15 protein-coding genes and 1 pseudogene are annotated in these 18,066 nt (G+C 39.7%); 4 read left to right on the top strand and 12 right to left on the bottom strand.

Translation table 11 applies throughout. From position 1 onward, the window contains the following. Positions 1 to 94 precede the first annotated feature (94 nt). The 4 genes from spx to BAU15_RS10890 form a co-directional block, all read right to left on the bottom strand. Complete coding sequence (spx, locus tag BAU15_RS10905) at positions 95 to 496, bottom strand: transcriptional regulator Spx (protein WP_161842773.1); 402 nt, start codon at positions 494 to 496, stop codon at positions 95 to 97. A 177-nt stretch (positions 497 to 673) separates the two neighbouring features. Further along, positions 674 to 922 carry a GlsB/YeaQ/YmgE family stress response membrane protein gene (locus BAU15_RS10900; protein WP_161842772.1) on the bottom strand — a complete coding sequence of 83 codons (249 nt, stop codon included), beginning with the start codon at positions 920 to 922 and terminating at the stop codon, positions 674 to 676. 768 nt (positions 923 to 1,690) lie between these two features. Then, positions 1,691 to 2,395: a response regulator gene (locus BAU15_RS10895; protein ID WP_161842771.1), complete on the bottom strand. Its 705-nt coding sequence runs from the start codon at positions 2,393 to 2,395 to the stop codon at positions 1,691 to 1,693. Further along, positions 2,373 to 3,923, bottom strand: coding sequence for a Spo0B domain-containing protein (locus BAU15_RS10890; RefSeq protein ID WP_161842770.1), 1,551 nt, complete (start codon positions 3,921 to 3,923; stop codon positions 2,373 to 2,375). The genes BAU15_RS10895 and BAU15_RS10890 overlap by 23 nt, the downstream gene beginning before the upstream one ends. A gap of 214 nt (positions 3,924 to 4,137) precedes the next feature. Between BAU15_RS10890 and BAU15_RS10885 the strand changes: the two genes are divergently transcribed. Both BAU15_RS10885 and BAU15_RS10880 read left to right on the top strand, forming a co-directional pair. Continuing rightward, on the top strand, positions 4,138 to 5,409 hold the full coding sequence (locus BAU15_RS10885) for a 2-hydroxycarboxylate transporter family protein (protein WP_420022126.1): 1,272 nt from the start codon (positions 4,138 to 4,140) through the stop codon (positions 5,407 to 5,409). Between the two features lie 148 nt (positions 5,410 to 5,557). After that, on the top strand, positions 5,558 to 6,721 hold the full coding sequence (locus BAU15_RS10880; RefSeq protein WP_161842768.1) for an NAD(P)-dependent malic enzyme: 1,164 nt from the start codon (positions 5,558 to 5,560) through the stop codon (positions 6,719 to 6,721). Positions 6,722 to 6,843: 122 nt separating this feature from the next. Here BAU15_RS10880 and BAU15_RS10875 read toward each other — a convergent pair whose 3' ends face one another. The 3 genes from BAU15_RS10875 to BAU15_RS10865 all read right to left on the bottom strand — a co-directional run bounded on the left by BAU15_RS10875 (position 6,844) and on the right by BAU15_RS10865 (position 9,201). After that, positions 6,844 to 7,869 (bottom strand): glycosyltransferase family 4 protein, encoded by a 1,026-nt coding sequence (locus tag BAU15_RS10875; protein WP_161842767.1) that lies wholly within the window; start codon positions 7,867 to 7,869, stop codon positions 6,844 to 6,846. Between the two features lie 485 nt (positions 7,870 to 8,354). Beyond that, complete coding sequence (locus BAU15_RS10870; protein ID WP_161842766.1) at positions 8,355 to 8,756, bottom strand: FMN-binding protein; 402 nt, start codon at positions 8,754 to 8,756, stop codon at positions 8,355 to 8,357. 1 nt (position 8,757) lies between these two features. Then, positions 8,758 to 9,201, bottom strand: coding sequence for a MerR family transcriptional regulator (locus tag BAU15_RS10865; protein ID WP_161842765.1), 444 nt, complete (start codon positions 9,199 to 9,201; stop codon positions 8,758 to 8,760). A 204-nt stretch (positions 9,202 to 9,405) separates the two neighbouring features. Here BAU15_RS10865 and BAU15_RS10860 point away from each other — a divergent pair, with 204 nt between their 5' ends. Beyond that, on the top strand, positions 9,406 to 10,380 hold the full coding sequence (locus BAU15_RS10860; RefSeq protein ID WP_161842764.1) for a diacylglycerol/lipid kinase family protein: 975 nt from the start codon (positions 9,406 to 9,408) through the stop codon (positions 10,378 to 10,380). Between the two features lie 507 nt (positions 10,381 to 10,887). Here the strand turns inward: BAU15_RS10860 and recD2 are convergent. From recD2 to BAU15_RS10840, 4 genes and pseudogenes are all read right to left on the bottom strand, one after another. Further along, positions 10,888 to 13,186, bottom strand: a pseudogene (gene recD2, locus BAU15_RS10855) (SF1B family DNA helicase RecD2); the annotation flags it as partial. A gap of 142 nt (positions 13,187 to 13,328) precedes the next feature. Then, positions 13,329 to 13,964, bottom strand: coding sequence for a histidine phosphatase family protein (locus BAU15_RS10850; protein ID WP_161842763.1), 636 nt, complete (start codon positions 13,962 to 13,964; stop codon positions 13,329 to 13,331). Between the two features lie 234 nt (positions 13,965 to 14,198). Next, positions 14,199 to 14,705, bottom strand: a complete 507-nt coding sequence (trmL, locus tag BAU15_RS10845; RefSeq protein WP_161842762.1) for a tRNA (uridine(34)/cytosine(34)/5-carboxymethylaminomethyluridine(34)-2'-O)-methyltransferase TrmL — start codon at positions 14,703 to 14,705, stop codon at positions 14,199 to 14,201. 228 nt (positions 14,706 to 14,933) lie between these two features. Beyond that, positions 14,934 to 15,791 carry a methyltransferase domain-containing protein gene (locus BAU15_RS10840; RefSeq protein ID WP_161842761.1) on the bottom strand — a complete coding sequence of 286 codons (858 nt, stop codon included), beginning with the start codon at positions 15,789 to 15,791 and terminating at the stop codon, positions 14,934 to 14,936. A gap of 107 nt (positions 15,792 to 15,898) precedes the next feature. On the opposite strand from BAU15_RS10840, the gene BAU15_RS10835 reads away from it, so the two are divergent. Next, positions 15,899 to 16,543 carry a copper homeostasis protein CutC gene (locus BAU15_RS10835; protein ID WP_161842760.1) on the top strand — a complete coding sequence of 215 codons (645 nt, stop codon included), beginning with the start codon at positions 15,899 to 15,901 and terminating at the stop codon, positions 16,541 to 16,543. Between the two features lie 134 nt (positions 16,544 to 16,677). Here BAU15_RS10835 and mgtE read toward each other — a convergent pair whose 3' ends face one another. After that, positions 16,678 to 18,042: a magnesium transporter gene (gene mgtE / locus BAU15_RS10830; protein ID WP_161842759.1), complete on the bottom strand. Its 1,365-nt coding sequence runs from the start codon at positions 18,040 to 18,042 to the stop codon at positions 16,678 to 16,680. Positions 18,043 to 18,066: the final 24 nt, after the last annotated feature.

Here is an 18,066-nt window from a genome sequence, read left to right as displayed (position 1 = left end):
TATACTAGTCATGTTTTCAGCAGCTATCTATGCCTAGCTCTCTAGCTCATATCACGCAAAAAAAGGAGCTTCTGCTCCTTTTCCATCTATCTGTCTATTCATAGGCAAAATATTTTTGACGTTCTTTAAAAATCACATTTCTAACTTCACGCGGAATGAAGCAATGGATATCGTCTTCGTTATACCCAATTTGTAGACGTTTTTCATCAATAATGATTGGGCGACGTAATAATCCAGGGTTTTCTTCGATCAATGTCAATAATTCACCTAAAGGTAAATCGTTAATGTCGACTGTTAATTTTTCATACACTTTAGAACGAGTTGAAATAATGTCTTCCGTTCCGTTTTCTGATAAAGCTAAAATACGTTTTAACTCTTCTCTTCTTAATGGTTGAGAAAATACGTTTCTTTCTGTAAATGGTAGTCCTTGCTGAATTAACCAAGCCTTTGCTTTTCTACATGATGTGCAACTAGGTGTTGTATATAAAGATATCATGAATGTACACTCCTTTAAAATAATTCCTTTTTTCTTTTTTTGTCTGAGAGATGTTCCTGTTTTTCATCCTCATCTGCGTCCATTTAACCAAAAATGTTCCGGCAACCACTCATTTGTTCTGGTTGACTTTAAAATAATTACTATTTGTTTATTCTTCTTATTTTTGCTTACTGAGCCTTAATCTCTTGCCCGTCCAAAGAAAAATGAAACAATCGCAACTAATATTACTGCACCGATGATTGATGGAAAAATTGCCATATCAGCGATGTGAGGTCCCCAACTACCTAATAGTTTTTCCCCAATAAACGAGCCAACTAGTCCTGCAATAATGTTTGCAATCCATCCCATTGAACCGCCTTTATTTGTAATTGCTCCAGCGATCATTCCAATAACAGCTCCTACAATCAGTGTCCATATTAAATGCATGTCCTGTTCCTTCTTTCTTTTTATTTAATTTCTTATTTCTTTCTTATTTCTCACTTCTTAGTTTCAATCCAACAATTATCAGAATGTCTGTCTTTATTATTCAAATTATTTTCTTCGTTATTTTAAAGAATAGCATGAAAGACCATTCAGAAAACTCTGACCTGTTTTCAATTAACAAAGAGTCATGGGTTAGTGAATTTGGCATTTTGATTCCTTTTATTAGATGGTGATTGAACTATTATTCATTAAAACTAGCTAAATGAATAGACAACCCTCGCTTTCAAAACTTTTTCGGAAACTAACTTACCGAAATAGGATAATTTCTTCTATGGGTACATTGTTACAAATTTTCACAGAAAACACAACTAAAACCTATCGGAAAACCTGATTTTTTTTCATTTTTATTCAAATTTTGCTTGTAAATTCATCATATCCAACAAATCATTTCGGTTATTTCATTATTTTTTAACCGAACATCCCTTATATAAAGCGATTCTCTTAAATAACATGGTATTTTAATGATAAAACCTCTTACTTTCCACTGTTTAAGTAAAATTTCTCTCATTTTGACAACAAACTAACCAAAAATAGCGAGAAGTTTTTTTTCTTCACTACTCAAAAAAATTTCCGTCGTTTGGAAAAAAATAGAAAAGGAACCTTACAACAAAAAAATCCAAGCGAATCACTATTCAGTAATCGCTCGGATTTTTTCTTTCTATTATTTAGACTTTCTCTATTCTAATAGAAGAAAGATTTCTTCACTCCAGATTATTCACTTTTTTTTAGCTGGTATACTTGATACGGTCTGCCCACCTTCAAATAGACACTGTGGCTTTCTAGTAGACCCTTCTCCTCTAAGAACAGTAAATATTTACGGACTGACACATGCGAAAGTTTGCTAGCTTCAGACAATTCTTGCGCGGTAAATTGTTCAGACAGCCCCTTCATCTTCTCAACTAATAAGTGTAAGGTAGAGCGAGTCAGTCCCTTTTCGAGAGGTAAGTTCTGCCAATCAGCGTATTCAGACTCCGTAGTTTTTGTTGGTTGCTTGAATAAATCATCAATCGTCTCTTGGGAAACTGTCTGAATTGTTTTCGCCAGCTTCCCCTGCTTCTCCTGGAATATCTGGACACTTTTGGCAAATCGCTCAAATGAAAAAGGTTTGACAAGATAATCTAAGACGCCTAAATGCAGACTTTGCTTCACAATATCGACCTCATTAGCAGCCGTGATAAAAATAACTTCAATATCTGTCTTTTTCTCTCGAATTTCTTTCAAGTAGCTCAGGCCACTCCCATCTTGCAAATGTAAATCCAATAATACGAGGTCTGGAGTTTCTTTTTTTGTTGCCTCTAGCCCCGCCTGAACAGTTTTGGCAATCGTTATCGACCCAAAACCACCCATCTTCTCCAAATACTTTTGATGGATAAATGACACCATCGGATCATCTTCAATAATTAATACGTTTGTCATCTCGAACTCCTTCATAGTGCACCGTCATAACCATTAACAGCCAATTATCTTGTTGGTTTTCCCAGTGAATTTCAGCCTTGGCCTTACTTAGAAGCGTCGTTAAGTAAGAAGTTTGAAACTCTAATTCAAATCGTTCCAGCTGCTCCTTTGAATAAGCCAAGGTAAAAGTTGTTGTTAACGTCTCCCCTTCATACTCAATCTTTTGCACAATCTCTTCTGGGAGTGTTTGTTCCATAAAGAAACGATTGATGTAGCGATACAAAGCAAGTAAATTTTGGGTATCTGAATCATGAACATTAGGCGGAATCTCAGGATAAATTTCCACAACTAATTGTGTCTTCAACTCGCTAAACTTCATCCGTTCGCCACTAAGAAAACCTGCTAAGACCGGGTTTCGCACAAGAATCGCCAAACGTTGGGCAAATTCTTTTTCAGGTTTAAGAATATCTGCTAGGTACCGTTTCAAGGCCGTATAGTCTTCTAGATCAACCAAGCCATAAATAACGTGCATCTTGTTCATAAATTCATGAGATTGGCTCTGCAACGCCGAAGCATAGGTAGTCGTACTAACCAATTGCTCTGCAATAATGAAGGTTTCTGTCGCATTTTTCAAGAAAACCACATGCCCAATATCCTTTTTTTGAACCTTAATTGGCGCAATAGAAACAAAGTAATCCTGACCATTTTGTTGATAAAACTGTTCTGTTTTAGATTCAACTGTTAGCTTCTCCATGTGTAAGATTAAGTCAGACAGCGGTCGACCCACCAGCTCTTCTTCTTGATTCGTCATCCGTTGAAACATGCTGGTCGCTTCGATATTTGCCAATAAAATTTTATCTTCGGGATCAATCACGACTATTGCATCTTTAGTTTCTTCTAACATCGCATTGCGCTCTTCCAGTAAGCGGGCAATTTCTTGAGGCTCCAAGTCATGTAATTGTTTCTTCAGATAGTAGGAAACAGCGATAGCTAAGCACAAGCCGAAGCCGACACTCACAACTAAACTCATCGTATAGTCCTTCTTGGTGCGATCGATTAAATTGGATAATGAAGTCAGTTTAATGCCCATTGAGACCACCCCAATCTGTCGATTCCCATCAAAGACTGGCACGAAGCCTCTAAGAGATTCCCCTAAGCTTCCTTCACTAACAGAAAGATGTTCCGCGCCTTTTAAGGCAGGCAATTCATCGCCCCCTTCAAAATGTTTCCCAATCTTCCCTAAGTCAGGATGCGTCAACCGAATCCCCGACATGTCCATAATGACCACAAAATCTAAGCCATGAATTTCGCTCACTTTCATGGTGTATTCTTCTAATGCCGCAGTGCTCTGATTATTTTTTAACGCTGCAATCACCTGGTCTTCGATTGATAATTGTCTACCTAACGCCAATAGTGAATTTTCTTGATTCGTTCTGACTTCTTTAATTGTTTGTTTCGTCATGACGCCATATAAAAATGTGATCATTATGATCAGTGTCGTAATAAAGATAACAGAAAGTAAGCGCCAGAGCTTTGCCCCTTTTTTCATCATAAACTCCTTTGATTTTCTACTCAAAGTATAGCACAGGAAATTACTTGCACTTGCTTAAAGAACTTGCGTTTACTTAAATTAGTTAAATAATCTATCTTGTAGAAAACGATTTCATTAGAATGAGGTCATCAAGAGAAATAAGGAGGCAACACACATGGAAAAAAAGATAGCAACAACTACCTCTTCAATTAAGCCAAACTGGTTCAAAAAAATGAAAGATGTCCGGATTGGTTCAGTCTCATTGCCCGTTTATCTCGTCACTTCGGCAGTTATTTTAGCGACTGCACTCTTAGAACAACTGCCAGTCAATATGCTCGGCGGCTTTGCAATAATTCTTTCGATGGGCTGGTTACTTGGTACGATTGGCGGCAACATCCCTATTTTGAAAAATTTCGGTGGTCCAGCCATTCTTTCTTTACTCATACCTTCAATCATGGTTTTCTTCAACTTATTAAATGAAAATGTGTTAGCATCGACTGATATTCTGATGAAACAAGCCAATTTCTTATACTTTTACATCGCTTGTCTTGTGTGCGGAAGTATCTTGGGAATGAATCGTAAAATTCTCGTTCAAGGATTAATGCGCATGATCGTCCCTATGGCTTTAGGTATGATTTTCGCTATGTTGGTGGGGACTTTAGTTGGTACATTACTAGGTCTCGGTTGGAAACACAGCTTGTTTTACATTGTGACACCCGTCTTAGCTGGTGGAATCGGTGAAGGAATTCTCCCCTTATCCCTCGGATATAGTGCTATTACTGGGCTTCCTAGCGAACAATTAGTCGGTCAATTGATTCCAGCAACAATCATCGGTAACTTTTTTGCCATCATGTGTTCCGGTCTCTTAAGTCGTCTTGGGGAAAAACGTCCTGAACTGTCTGGCCAAGGAGAATTAGTTAAAATCAACGGTGGAGATGATTTAAGTGATGCCTTAGCTGAAGATAAGTCGCCAATCGATTTGAAAATGATGGGTTCAGGAGTTCTAATTGCTTGTACCTTATTCATTACCGGTAGCTTATTACAACATTTGACTGGCTTCCCTGGACCTGTTTTGATGATTATCGCAGCCGCTTTCTTGAAATATTTGAATGTCGTGCCTAAAGAAATGCAACGAGGCTCGAAACAATTGTACAAATTCATTTCTGGAAACTTTACTTTCCCATTAATGGTCGGATTAGGCATGCTGTACATTCCATTAAAAGACGTCGTGGGCATGTTAACGTGGCAATATTTTATCGTCGTAATCAGCGTTGTCTTTACTGTAATTGCTACCGGATTCTTCGTCTCACGATTTATGAATATGAATCCTGTCGAAGCTGCGATCGTCTCTGCTTGTCAAAGTGGGATGGGCGGAACCGGTGATGTCGCTATATTGAGTACAGCAAACCGCATGAATTTGATGCCTTTCGCCCAAGTTGCCACACGTTTAGGCGGAGCAATTACCGTAATTGCCATGACAGCTATTTTCAGAATGCTATTTTAGGGTATACTAATAAAGAGGTTGTAACAGAAGCTACTTCTGAAACACCATTTGCTCAAAATCAACTAGGAAATAAATATTAAGCAACACGCTTCACACTGGCTCCTATTTGTATCACTATAATAGTAAATAAAAACTCAGGAGGTTCAACATGTCAAACAAAGATGTTAAAGAATTAGCCATTGAACAAGCCAAGAAATTTGGTGGGAAATTAGAAGTCGTTTCGAAAGTTACGATTGATAGCCGCGAAGATTTAAGCATCGCCTACACACCTGGTGTCGCAGCCGTATCTTCTGCTATCCACGAAAACAAAGAGCTTGCTTATGAACTAACAACCAAAAAAAATACGGTCGCGGTAGTCAGTGACGGATCTGCCGTGCTAGGCTTAGGAAATATCGGTCCAGAAGCAGCCATGCCAGTAATGGAAGGGAAAGCCGCTTTATTCAAACGTTTTGCCAACGTGGATTCGATTCCGATTGTCTTAGACACCCAGGATACAGAGGAAATTATTCGGACTGTTAAAATGATTGCCCCAACTTTCGGTGGTATTAACTTAGAAGATATCAGTGCGCCTCGTTGCTTCGAGATTGAGCAGCGTTTAATTGAAGAATTAGATATTCCTGTCTTCCACGATGATCAACATGGTACAGCAATTGTCGTACTGGCAGCCTTATATAATAGTCTAAAATTGATCGGCAAATCCATCGATGAAGTGCATGTTGTCGTAAATGGTGGTGGCTCAGCGGGACTCTCTGTCACGCGTAAATTCCTAGCTGCTGGCGTCAAACATGTCACAGTTGTCGATCGCCCAGGAATTATCTGTGAAGGTGATACAACCTTGGCTCCCCATCACGCTGAGATTGCCAAAGTAACGAATCGTAGCCATCGAAAAGGTAGCCTAGCTGACGCATTAAAAGGCGCTGACGTCTTTGTTGGTGTTTCTGCGCCAGGTGCCTTGCAGGCCGAATGGATCAGTCAAATGAATGATAAACCAGTTATTTTTGCAATGGCTAATCCCGTACCAGAAATTTTTCCAGATGAAGCCTTAGCCGCTGGTGCTTATATTGTCGGTACTGGACGCAGTGATTTTCCTAATCAAATTAATAATGTGTTAGCCTTCCCTGGTATCTTCCGTGGCGCGCTAGATGCCCGCGCTAAAAAGATTACCGTAGAGATGCAAATCGCTGCAGCCAAAGGAATTGCTAGCCTTATTCCTGACAATGAGCTAACCACAACCAACATTATTCCGGATGCTTTTCAAGAAGGTGTCGCTGAGATTGTTGCCAAAAGTGTCAGCCAAGCCGTCACTGACTAACATAATCTACTAAAACTAATCCAAAAAGGATTGAGCCACGATTGCTTAGTAGCAATCATCGCTCAATCCTTTCTTTTTCTTCAATTATTCATCAAGACAATAATTTTCTATATTTCGACACGTTATTTCTTCTTTTTCGCTAACTCTGTATAAAAAGATAGCCAGGTTGCAGCACAGCTTTCTTCTGAATAACGTTGCGCCGCCCGCCGAGATTTCTCTTGAAAATCGTGTAGCTCATCAGGATTTTCGACTAGACGCACTAATTTAACCTGCATCTCATCGATATCGTCAGCTGTAACAAAAGTTTCCTTTAAAATAGAATCATAGAGATCCAAATTTCTTAGCATCACAGGTGTCCCACAGCTAAAAGCTTCCAAAATCGACATCGGAAAAAGTTCATTATAGGAAGGTAGTAAAAATAAATCAGCCATATTGTAATACTGCACAATCTCATCACGTTCGATAATGCCAGTGAATCGCAAATTCTTTGGAGGATTATCATAAATTTTTTGATATTTTTGATAGCCATCGGTAATTTTCCCGAAAGAAAAGCCGCCTGCCCAAATAAATTGAACCTCAGGATTTTGAATCGCTAACTGGACGAAATCATCAATGCCTTTGCGCTGTTGAATCTGACCCACACCTAAAACAACAAAATCCTCTTCAGACAAGTTATTCTCTTTTCGCCAAGCCGTTTTCTGCTCAGCCTGTGCTTCATAGAATACTTTTGGCGAAACAAAGTTAGGAATATAAGTAATTCTCTCTTCGGGCACACCTAAAGCGACTAATTTTTCAATAAAGCTGGGGTTAACAACCACCAAATGATCCATTCGTTTATAGAAAGACAAGACATACCAATTAAAAACTTTCTGAAAAAGCGGCAGCAGCTTGATACTGCCTTCCAAAGTTTCCGGAAGAAAATGAACATATCCTAGCTTCACGCCACGATTCCATAGAAAAGTCGATAAGTAATAGACGAAATCAACCGTATGGTAATGGGAAATATCCGCAGCCTTATAGGTGTTTATTTCAATGGAAAATTCCTTCGAAAAATATTTTTTAAGCATCGCCAACAGCTCAAGATAAGCACTGCCCACGCCTTGGCCTTTCACTTTATCGGCTGTCGAAAACATTGTAATTTTAATCATAACTTGCTCCTTTTACATTTACAGTTCACTAATTGCCATGCCTCTTACTGTTGACTTATCTACTATTGAGAAGCATACGAACTGATTCCACTCTGACAATGGGTACAACTATCAGTGTATCCTAAACAAACGAAAATTTCCACAATGCACTGGAAGTTCCTCATAAGACTGTTGTTATTTTTTGACATTTCATCATTACTGTCTCATATCTTAAGTTTTATCTAAACTGATAGTGGCTAGACTCTAACTCTAGCAGAAATATACCCACTTGTATACGAATGAAATTGTCACATCTAGCTAACAAATTAATCATTCCCAGACTTCATAAAAAGACAGATAGAGCAGCTAAGACAATTGTCAGTCTCAGCCGCTCTAGCATCTGTATTATTTCATTGATTTTTCTAAGTAAAAGCCGTCCTTCTGATATTCTTCAGCCACCTTTTCTCTCTAACTTATGTCGCTCAATTTCTATCTCCGAACTTCTTCTACTCTTCGGTGAGCGCCAGTTCAACTGCTTTTTGAATGACTTTACTTGAATTTGTGGCGCCCGATATCGTATCAACCTTGATCTTCTGTTCTCGGATCATATCCTCAGTAATTCGGCTGGCTTTTTCACCGCGCTCATTTTTATGATAAACATAATCAATCGCTTTAATCGCATGATTTGTAATCGTCACTTTGACTTTTGCTTGAATAAAATCGACATCATGTTCTCCAATATATTCACCATCTGCGAGTTTACTCAAATCAGGTTCTTCAATAACAATTTCTGCCACCGCGTCTTGATAGTTTTTTGAAGCTAGCAAATATCGAATCCCAAAACCGCCTGCAACAATCAGCACAAGCGCCACTAGACCAATAATAACCGTTCGTTTTTTCATTCTCATTCTATGTAGTCTCCTCTATTTGATTTGTTTTTGTTTCTTCAAATAGTTCCTCAATATTCATTTCAAGCGTTTCCTGGTTTATTTTATACAGTTGGTGTGTTTCAAAAAGTGGTAAAAGTTCTTCAATAATCGTTGTGACTTTTCCTAAAAAACTAATTTGCTTTTTCATCTCTGCTAAATTTTTTAAGATAATCTCATTGGCCCGATTGTTACACTCATCCCCTTCTTCAAATGAGTACAAACCTATCAGTAGCTTGATATCCTCTAAAGAGAAACCCGCTTGTTTAAAGACTACAATATTGCGGAGAATATGAATATCTTGCTCGTCATATATGCGGTAGCCATTCGCTGCACGATTGACCTTTAAAAGCCCAATTTTATCATAGTAACGCAAGGTTACCTTACTCATCCCCAGCAGCTCTGACACTTGTTTAATTGTCTTCATAAGCCACCTCCTTACTTGCATGATAACATTAAACTAAAGGTGAAGGTCAATGCCTATTATTGAATTAAAAAGTAACCTCTTTTACAAAGGCTTATCTCCCTTGATTCTTTCGCAAAAATGATAGAGGAAGTTTTTGATGTTTATCTTGGGACACGTCTGCTATAATGTAAAATTGAACCATTGATTATTTTTAGGAGGAAAATTATGCAATTCCACTATCATTTTTTAATCAATCCCACTGCCGGCAGTGGCAGTGCTGAGAAAATAGTCGCACGTATTATCGATATCGCCTCAACACGAGGCTTTCCTTATACAACCTATTACACACAATTCGCTGGACATGAACAGCAAATTGCTCAAGACCTGGCAAAAGAAACGCTGATTCCTTGGAAAGCTGACAACTTATCTGAACTAGACGAAGACACCACGTTTCCCTTACTCGTCGTGATTGGCGGCGATGGCACATTGCATCAAGTCGTTAATGCTTTTTATCACCTAGCAGTTGAGATTCCTGTCGCCTACGTACCAGCAGGTTCAGGAAATGATTTTGCTAGAGGAATTGGTCTCCCTAAAGAAGCTGAGAAAGCATTCTGGCAAATTGTAAAGACGCCTTTCCCACGTGAAGTATCGCTAATTGCTTACGATGAAAAAATCCAAGAAGAGCGCGGCGTTGTAATGAATAATGTCGGCATCGGTCTCGATGCGGCGATTGTCCATGCTACCAATGATTCAGCCACCAAAAAACGTCTTAACAAGTATAATTTGGGTTCCTTAGCTTATATCGCTTCTATTATAAAAGTGTTATTCATGCAAAAAGGCTTTCCCATCATGGTAGATATCAACGGTCAGCAGAAAAATTTTGCCAAGGCGTTCCTCTGCACCACCACTAACCATCCCTATTTTGGTGGCGGTGTTGCGATTGCACCCACAGCCAATGCAGAAAAAAATCAGCTAGACTTTGTACTCGTTGAACGAATTAATCTCTTTAAAATTTTCTGGTTAATTATTTTGTTGCTCCAAAAGAAACAAATGAACTCGAAATACTTTCATCACTTCACAGCAAATAAGCTCAGAATCGTCTCCACTATGCCGCAATACGGACAAGCAGACGGTGAAGTCATGGGCTCACGTTCATTCGATATTTATTTTTCTATGAAAAAACAATGGATCTGGTGCTAATATCCTAAAAAACTAAGATTAGCGAAAAACAAACCCAGCTGAGCTAACTGCTGGACGACCGTTTATTCGCAAACTAGGGGTCTGACAAAATTTTTGTCAGACCCCTTTACTTTGTTCTATTACGTTCTTATGCCCCCATAAACTGCTGAGGACTCATGTTCCCCATTCCAATCATTGGATCAATTCGTTGACTTTTAATTAATTCCATCGTCAGGATTGGCTCTTTTGGCAAACTAACTGGCTCTTCATCCTCAAATAAAGAAACCTCTCCTTGCGCTAACGCATCGTGCGAGCTAGCTGTAGCCTTCAGCTCTCGTTTAGCTGAGTTTTCTTGCATGCTAGCTGCCGAATTTGTCTCTACTTGATGATCTTTTACTTGATTCGCTTGTGCCACACCTATACTTTCCGCCGATGACTGATTACTCGTAGAAAAGTCTGTGGTTTGCTTCTCATGAGACGTCACTTTGGGCGCCTCATTTAATGAGCTACCAAACGGCTGATCACTAGAAAGAGTTTCTTCATAAGCTTCTAACTTGCTGCGCATAGTCAAGCTCATCTCGTTAGCCGTCAGAATTCGTTCTTTAAGCGTCGTCAAACGACTAGCTGATTCATGGGTAACACACGTTTGATACGCCTGCTCTTCCCCTAACATAATCAACATTTCTTTACTTCTGGTAATCGCCGTATACAGTAAATTTCGTTGCAGCATCCGCTGAAATTGATGGACCATCGGCAGAATCACCATCTTAAATTCACTTCCCTGAGACTTATGAATCGAGCAACAATAAGACAGCGTAATTTTATTCCATTCATTTCGTTTATAAGAAACTTCATTGGCATCAAATTGAATGACTAATTCATCGACTTTATCGTCGGAATCTTTGGCATAGATAATCCCCGTAATCTGGCCCATATCGCCATTAAAGACATTTAATTCCGGTGAATTGACCAACTGCAAGACTTTATCGCCAATTCGATAAACCGATTCATTCCATTTAACTTCCTTTTTCTGACCATTATTCGGATTAAAGATTTCTTGCATCATTTTATTCAAGGCATCAATCCCGGCTGGTCCCCGATACATCGGTGCCAACACTTGAATATCCTGTGCACTAAATCCTTTTTTCTTAGCTTTTTCGACAATTTGAGAAATCAACGATTCAATCTGATAGGCATCGCTTCTGAAAAAAGAACGATCCTTTTGATTTTTGGTAAAATCGGCCGGCAAACGCCCTTCTTTAATCTCATGAGCTAGGGGAATAATGCTTGAACCATCGCCCTGTCGATAAATCTCCGTCAATTCCATTTTCGGTATCTCATCTATTTGAAGTAAATCATGTAAGACCTGACCCGGCCCCACCGACGGCAGCTGATCCTTATCGCCTACAAAGATAACCTGCATATTAGTGGGAATCGCCTTAAATAGCGTATTGGCTAGCCATGTATCAACCATCGACATCTCATCGACAATTAATAAGCCCCCTTCTAGCTCTTTTGTGCTAATGGTGGGCGTCTTTTCATGGCCATTTAAGCCTAATAATCGATGAATCGTCCCAGCTGGCAATCCCGTCGTTTCATTCATTCGTTTCGCCGCACGTCCAGTCGGGGCTGCCAGTAATATCGGAAAGACTTCTTGCGAATACTTAGTAGGATCCAGCTCCAGGCCATTCAGCTCAGCAAATAAATTCACAATTCCGTTAATAACTGTCGTTTTACCCGTTCCAGGTCCACCAGTCAAAATGAAGAGCGGTGAACAGATGGCTTCCTCAATCGCTTTTTGTTGAGATTCGCCATAGCTGATTTTCAGTTGTTTCTCCAAGATACGTAGGGTCTTTTTAACGGTCTTCTTTTCATACTTAATCTGTTTTTTGCGTGACAATAATCGCTGAATAGAACTACCAATTCCCAATTCAGAAAAGTATAAACTATTCTCATACAATTTGGTTTCTTCCTGCTGTATCTTCCCTTCTTCGACAAGTTGAAGAATAATCGTTGCCACCTCATCTGGAACAATCTCGATAGGCCGACTCGTTTCAAGCAGGCGAACGGTTTGTTCCAATAAGTTTTTGGCTTCGATATAGGTATTTCCCGTCTGGATAGATTGTTGAAAAACTTGATGCAATACAGCCGCTCTAATCCTTTGTGGTGATTGTGCGCCAATTCCTAATTGTTCAGCCAAATTATCTGCTCGTTTAAAACCAATTCCTTCAATATCCTCAACTAATTGGTAAGGATTTTCCTGAATAATATCCAGCGCTTCATTTTGATACGTCTTGTAGATAGCAAAGGACAGCTGACTCCCAAAGCCATAGCGGTTCAAACCAACGATGACTTGATCCATCCCATGATTTAGGCGGATCGTTTCAACGATAACCTGGCGCTTCTTCTCATTTAAGGTAGGCAGCTGCTTCAATACATCAGGCTCTTCAATAATCCGTTCAATCGCGTCTTCACCTAGAATTTCGACAATCTTTTCAGCCGTCTTTTTACCAATCCCAGGGAATTTATCACTGGACAAATAATTGACAAGTCCATTTGCTGAAGTGGGGCGTTCCTGTTGGTAGCGATCCACTTGTAATTGTCGACCATATCGAGGATGATCTACAAACTCACCAAAAAAACGATAGCTTTCTTCCTCTTGAATTTCGCCAAAACTTCCGGTCACTACTAATTCTTTTTCTTTATAGTCGGTATTCGTATCCGTCACACGAATCAATAAAACTTTGTAGAAATTACTAGGATTTTGAAAGAAGATAGCTGCCACATTTCCAACTATGTACTTTGCTTCAAGCATCTCAGTTTGCATGTTTACGCCTCCTCATACGAAAATTATTCTTTCCCCGTTGTCACCTTTTGTGCGGTACTGTTCTTGGTCGTTTTTATGACCCTTACTTATGCTATTTGTCTAACTTTTATTTTACTTTTATTGAGTAGCTATCGTTCCAGTTTTACTTTTCTAAAAAGCAAACATCATTCCATAACTTCATTTGATAGGGACCATCTACGTCCGCTTCATTTGTCTCAAGGATTGTTAAACTACTATTTAATAAGCCACCAGCTGCTCGCAACTCTTCTAACGGCTTCCCTACCATTGACTGAATTGCTGCAGTCAAGGCTGCTCCGTGACCGACAAAGAGTAGAGGCCCTTCAGAAGCCTCGCTGACTGCCTTACGAACTACTGATTCGATACGAGCAATCGCATGCTCCATCGGCTCAGCGCCAAACGGTGTTGGGTCATATTTTTCTAAATGATGGCGAAGATTATCGAGATTTTCCCCATGCGTCTTACGAATCTCTTCGATTAATTGCCCTTCTAGTGACCCCAAGCCCAGCTCACGCAAATCATCCGTATAAACAATCTCAACCGGCTCATTCAGTTCTGCTAAAATCCCTTGTGCCGTATCACTGGCTCTTTTTGATGTACTTGAGTAAATTTTCTCAAAAGGAACTTCTTTGATGGCCTTTCCTAGCGCCTTAATCTCAGCATAACTTTCAGCTAGGAGTGGTGAATCTCCACCCATTCCTTGAAATCGTTTCTCCTGATTCCATTGCGTTTTCCCATGTCTTGTAAAATATAATTTCATCCCATGCGCTCCTCGATAAGTGCTCTGCCCTCGTACGATTCATAGAAACTCGGTTCTTGTAAATCCCGCCAGTAACAGCCCCTGTTTTATAATTTATGGGGGTGTGACAAAAAATCTTGTCATCCCCCCTTTTTTCTAATGAATGATGTGCTAGAAGTAACTTCTGGAACACCCTCTTCAGTCTTTGTTCTATTTTAGCATAAACTTGCTTTAGCCAATCAGAAAATCGTCTGATTAATCTAATTTATCGTGGTCATAATGATGTTGTAATTCTAAATTGGGGAAAGACTGTTGTCTTAGTGCTTCATAAACGACTAAAGCCACCGTATTCGAGAGATTGAGCGAGCGAACATGTTCGTCATTCATCGGAATTCGCAAACATTTTTCCTGATTATCGCGCATAAAATCTTCTGGCAGACCGGTTGTTTCCTTACCGAACATAAAATAATGATCTCGATCATCATTGAAGGTCTCGTCACTGTACACTTGATTCGCAAATTTAGTAATTAAATGCAGCTTCTTATCGCCTAAATGAGCTAAGAAAGCCGCTAAATCCTTATGATAGGTAATATTCACATCATGCCAATAATCCAGTCCTGCACGCTTCAAGTGTTTGTCATCTGTGGAAAATCCTAATGGCTCGATTAAATGTAAAGGTGCGTTTGTCGCGGCACATGTCCGGGCAATATTGCCTGTGTTAGCAGGAATTTGTGGTTCAAACAAAACAATGTGATTCGTCATACGACTGATTTCTCCTTTTTATAACTCATTTTGAGTGAGCTGTTCTAATTTTTGGCATAAAAAAAACGTACCGCCTCGGTGTTAGATCACTGCGAGTCGTTACGTTAGTGAAGCTCTTCTCACTAACTTTTATCAGAACAGGAACCTGATAAAAACCAATGAAAAAACAACTTGTTGCTACTATATCACCAAAATGTTACTTTGACAACCACTAATCTTTAAAAAAACTTAATGAAAACGATTACTATGAGAACCTTTTAATATTTCGATATCGATTGTAATTTTCTCCAAAGGGTTTTGTTTTAAGCCTTGTTTGACCGTTTCAGAGACGCCCCACTCAAGTGGAGACATACTCAATAAATCCAACTGATTCTCTTTAGGGATATCAAAAGTATACGTCACTCTTTTTTGTTCAATAAAAGTCATTTCCGCTTTGAATTTTTCTACGACAGCTTCATTTGAATAACTCTGTTTCTCAATTTCATCCGGATAAAAGGCTTGACGTAGTTCTGTCAGATAGCCCGCCTGTGGGACCACTTTGATTAATTGCCCATCGGAAGCTAAGACACGCTGGAATTCTTTGTAATGAGACGGTGAAAAAATATTCAAAATCGTCGATACGGAGTTGTCTGCAAAAGGTAAATTCGTCAAATCTGCCACACACCAAAATGCATCAATCGGTTGTTGAGTGGCTAAATACACGCCTTCCTTAGAAATATCAAAGCCAATCATTTTCTTTAGACTTTTTCGTTTATTTAACTGCGTTAAGAAACTGCCTTCTCCGCAGCCAACATCTAAGACAAATTCTGGATAATCTACCAACTGAGCGAGCTCGTCCATCACAGGATTATACATCCCCGCCTCAATCATTCTTCCTCTAGGATGAAACATTTCATTGGTGTATTCAGTTTTTATCTGATGATCTAAGAAATAAAGGGTTCCCTTTTTTGATACATCAAAGCGATGCCCGCTAGCACAAATCACCGCTCGGTTCCCCGCCTTCATCGTTTCATGGCACACTGGACAACGAAAATCAGTCACATGTTTCTCTAAAAATAAAGCACCCTGATCAATTTTTTTAAGCACTCGTTCGTCCCCCTTCCACTGACCATCTTACCTTTCTTATTCTGCTTTAGCAATCAAAAAAAATGTGATACAATGCCATGGAAGAAGTTTAGGAGGAGAGAGCCCAAATGATTAAAGAATTTTGCGCAGAGAATTTCACTCATATTCAAGAGGCCATCGCTAGAGGTGCTAATCGTATTGAACTATGTGATAATTTAGCGGTCGGCGGTACAACACCAAGTACTGGTGTCATTGAAGAAGCCTTGAGTTATGCCCAAGAAAAACAGGTACCTGTGATGACCATGATTCGTCCACGTGGCGGCGATTTTATTTTTAATGATATTGAACTAAGAATCATGCACACTGATTTAATAGAAGCAAAAAAATTAGGAACAGATGGCGTAGTGATTGGTTGTCTGACGCCTAGCAATTGGCTGGACGAAGAAGCCTTAGAGGTCTTAATTGAACACGCGGAAGGTTTACAGATTACTTTCCATATGGCTTTCGATGAAATTCCAGTTGAGCGTCAATTTGAAGCAATTGATTGGTTAGCCGAACATGGCGTGCAACGAATTTTAACCCATGGTGGCCCAGCTAATACTCCTATTGAAAAGAATTTTGATCATCTACGAGCATTGATTGACTATGCGGACAACCGTCTTATGATTCTACCAGGCGCAGGTATTTCCTACAAAAATGCTGAAGAAGTCGTAGCGGCGCTAGGTGTCAAAGAAGTCCACGGCACTAAAATTGTCGAACTCGCTAACAACTAAATCAATTTTTTGCGTATAGCTTGCTAGTCGACTCTAGACGACCAAGAAGCCTCAGAAAAATGGTTTTATACCCATTTCCCTGAGGCTTCTTGGTCGTCTAAACTAAGTTTATTTGCCATCATCAAATGCCTATTCTAGGCTAAAAAGTAACTCATAAACAAGCTGGCGATACTGAAATAAATTAAAACACTGGTCAAATCACTCAGCGTGGTGATAAACGGGCCACTGGCAACTGCCGGATCAAAGCCCAATTTGTCCATTAACATGGGAATTAAGCTACCTGCCAGATTGGCGACTGTAATCGCACAGAGCATCGCCATACCGATCACAAACCCGAGGATAAAATTCCCTTGCCAGAATCCAACAATCAAAAAGATCGTAAAGCCAGTCACCAAACCCGTGACTAGACCCGTCAACACTTCACTGAAAATCAAGCGCACAAAATTATTATCTTTTTCATCAGCCAAAGCCAAACGACGTACCGCAACCGCCAGTGATTGCGTCCCAGCATTGCCGGCTGTCCCCGTAATCAACGAGATAAAGACGGCTAAAATACTGGCTTCACTGACTAACGCTTCATAATGACTAATCAAAGTCGCCGTCGACATCCCTAAAAATAGTAAGGTAATCAACCAAGGCAAACGTCTTGAAGCAGCCTTCAATGGATTCTCACTGACTTCCTCGACGTTAACCCCCGCCAAACCAGAGTAATCACTGGCCGCTTCATCATCGATAACGTCAATGATATCATCGACAGTTACAATTCCCAGCAAATGGTCATCATAATCTGTGACCGGTAATGCTAGGAAATCATAATCACGGAAGGTTTGAGCGACATCTTCTTGGTCGTCGCCCACGTGCACGGAAAGCACCCGCTCACTCATCAATTCCGCAATCATCGTGTCATCCTCATTCACAATCAAATCACGTAAAGAAATAACACCTAGTAACTGGTTTTCTTGATTAACTACATAAATATAATAAATCGTTTCTGCAACATCTGCCTCATGCTTCAGGACATACATCGCCGAACGAACTGTTTGATTAGCCACGATTGAAACATATTCAGTAGTCATGATAGACCCAGCTGTATCGTCTTCATAATGCAGTAAATCCTTGATTTCGCTGGCATCTTCGGTATCCATTAAACTTAAATATTTGGCAATTTGTTTCTTATCTAAAGTATTTAACAAATCGACGGCATTATCCGTATACATCTCTGATAACATTTCTGCCGCGTAACTTGGGCGCATCTCTGCAAGATAATCTTTCATATTTTCGTTATCTTCTTCGATAACGTCAAACATATCTGCCAGTTCCTTTGGTGAAAGGTAGGCATAAACAATTAAACGTTCCTCATCAGCTAGAGATTGATAGAACTGGCCCTGCTCGTAGATGTGCATCTCTAAGAATCTCTCCCGAAATTCCTGGATATTATTTTCCTGCAAGTCTTTGAGTAATAAAGCAAACTGTTCTTCTAATTCTTGATTTTCATCCAAATCAATCTCACCTCACTGTTGATT

The organism is Candidatus Enterococcus huntleyi (assembly GCF_009933175.1).
In the GTDB taxonomy this organism is placed as follows: domain Bacteria; phylum Bacillota; class Bacilli; order Lactobacillales; family Enterococcaceae; genus Enterococcus_K; species Enterococcus_K huntleyi.
The sequence above is the reverse complement of the archived record's forward strand: the minus strand, read 5'-3'. Positions and strand labels throughout refer to the sequence as shown.

Bases quoted from the DNA above. Each gene is read 5' to 3' on its own strand.
- BAU15_RS10890 (WP_161842770.1), bottom strand. From the start codon at position 3,923: ATGAAAAAAGGGGCAAAGCTCTGGCGCTTACTTTCTGTTATCTTTATT.
- BAU15_RS10835 (WP_161842760.1), top strand. From the start codon at position 15,899: ATGATTAAAGAATTTTGCGCAGAGAATTTCACTCATATTCAAGAGGCC.
- BAU15_RS10860 (WP_161842764.1), top strand. From the start codon at position 9,406: ATGCAATTCCACTATCATTTTTTAATCAATCCCACTGCCGGCAGTGGC.
- BAU15_RS10885 (WP_420022126.1), top strand. From the start codon at position 4,138: ATGAAAGATGTCCGGATTGGTTCAGTCTCATTGCCCGTTTATCTCGTC.
- BAU15_RS10900 (WP_161842772.1), bottom strand. From the start codon at position 922: ATGCATTTAATATGGACACTGATTGTAGGAGCTGTTATTGGAATGATC.
- BAU15_RS10850 (WP_161842763.1), bottom strand. From the start codon at position 13,964: ATGAAATTATATTTTACAAGACATGGGAAAACGCAATGGAATCAGGAG.
- BAU15_RS10870 (WP_161842766.1), bottom strand. From the start codon at position 8,756: ATGAGAATGAAAAAACGAACGGTTATTATTGGTCTAGTGGCGCTTGTG.
- BAU15_RS10865 (WP_161842765.1), bottom strand. From the start codon at position 9,201: ATGAAGACAATTAAACAAGTGTCAGAGCTGCTGGGGATGAGTAAGGTA.
- BAU15_RS10880 (WP_161842768.1), top strand. From the start codon at position 5,558: ATGTCAAACAAAGATGTTAAAGAATTAGCCATTGAACAAGCCAAGAAA.
- trmL (WP_161842762.1), bottom strand. From the start codon at position 14,705: ATGACGAATCACATTGTTTTGTTTGAACCACAAATTCCTGCTAACACA.
- BAU15_RS10875 (WP_161842767.1), bottom strand. From the start codon at position 7,869: ATGATTAAAATTACAATGTTTTCGACAGCCGATAAAGTGAAAGGCCAA.
- spx (WP_161842773.1), bottom strand. From the start codon at position 496: ATGATATCTTTATATACAACACCTAGTTGCACATCATGTAGAAAAGCA.
- BAU15_RS10895 (WP_161842771.1), bottom strand. From the start codon at position 2,395: ATGACAAACGTATTAATTATTGAAGATGATCCGATGGTGTCATTTATC.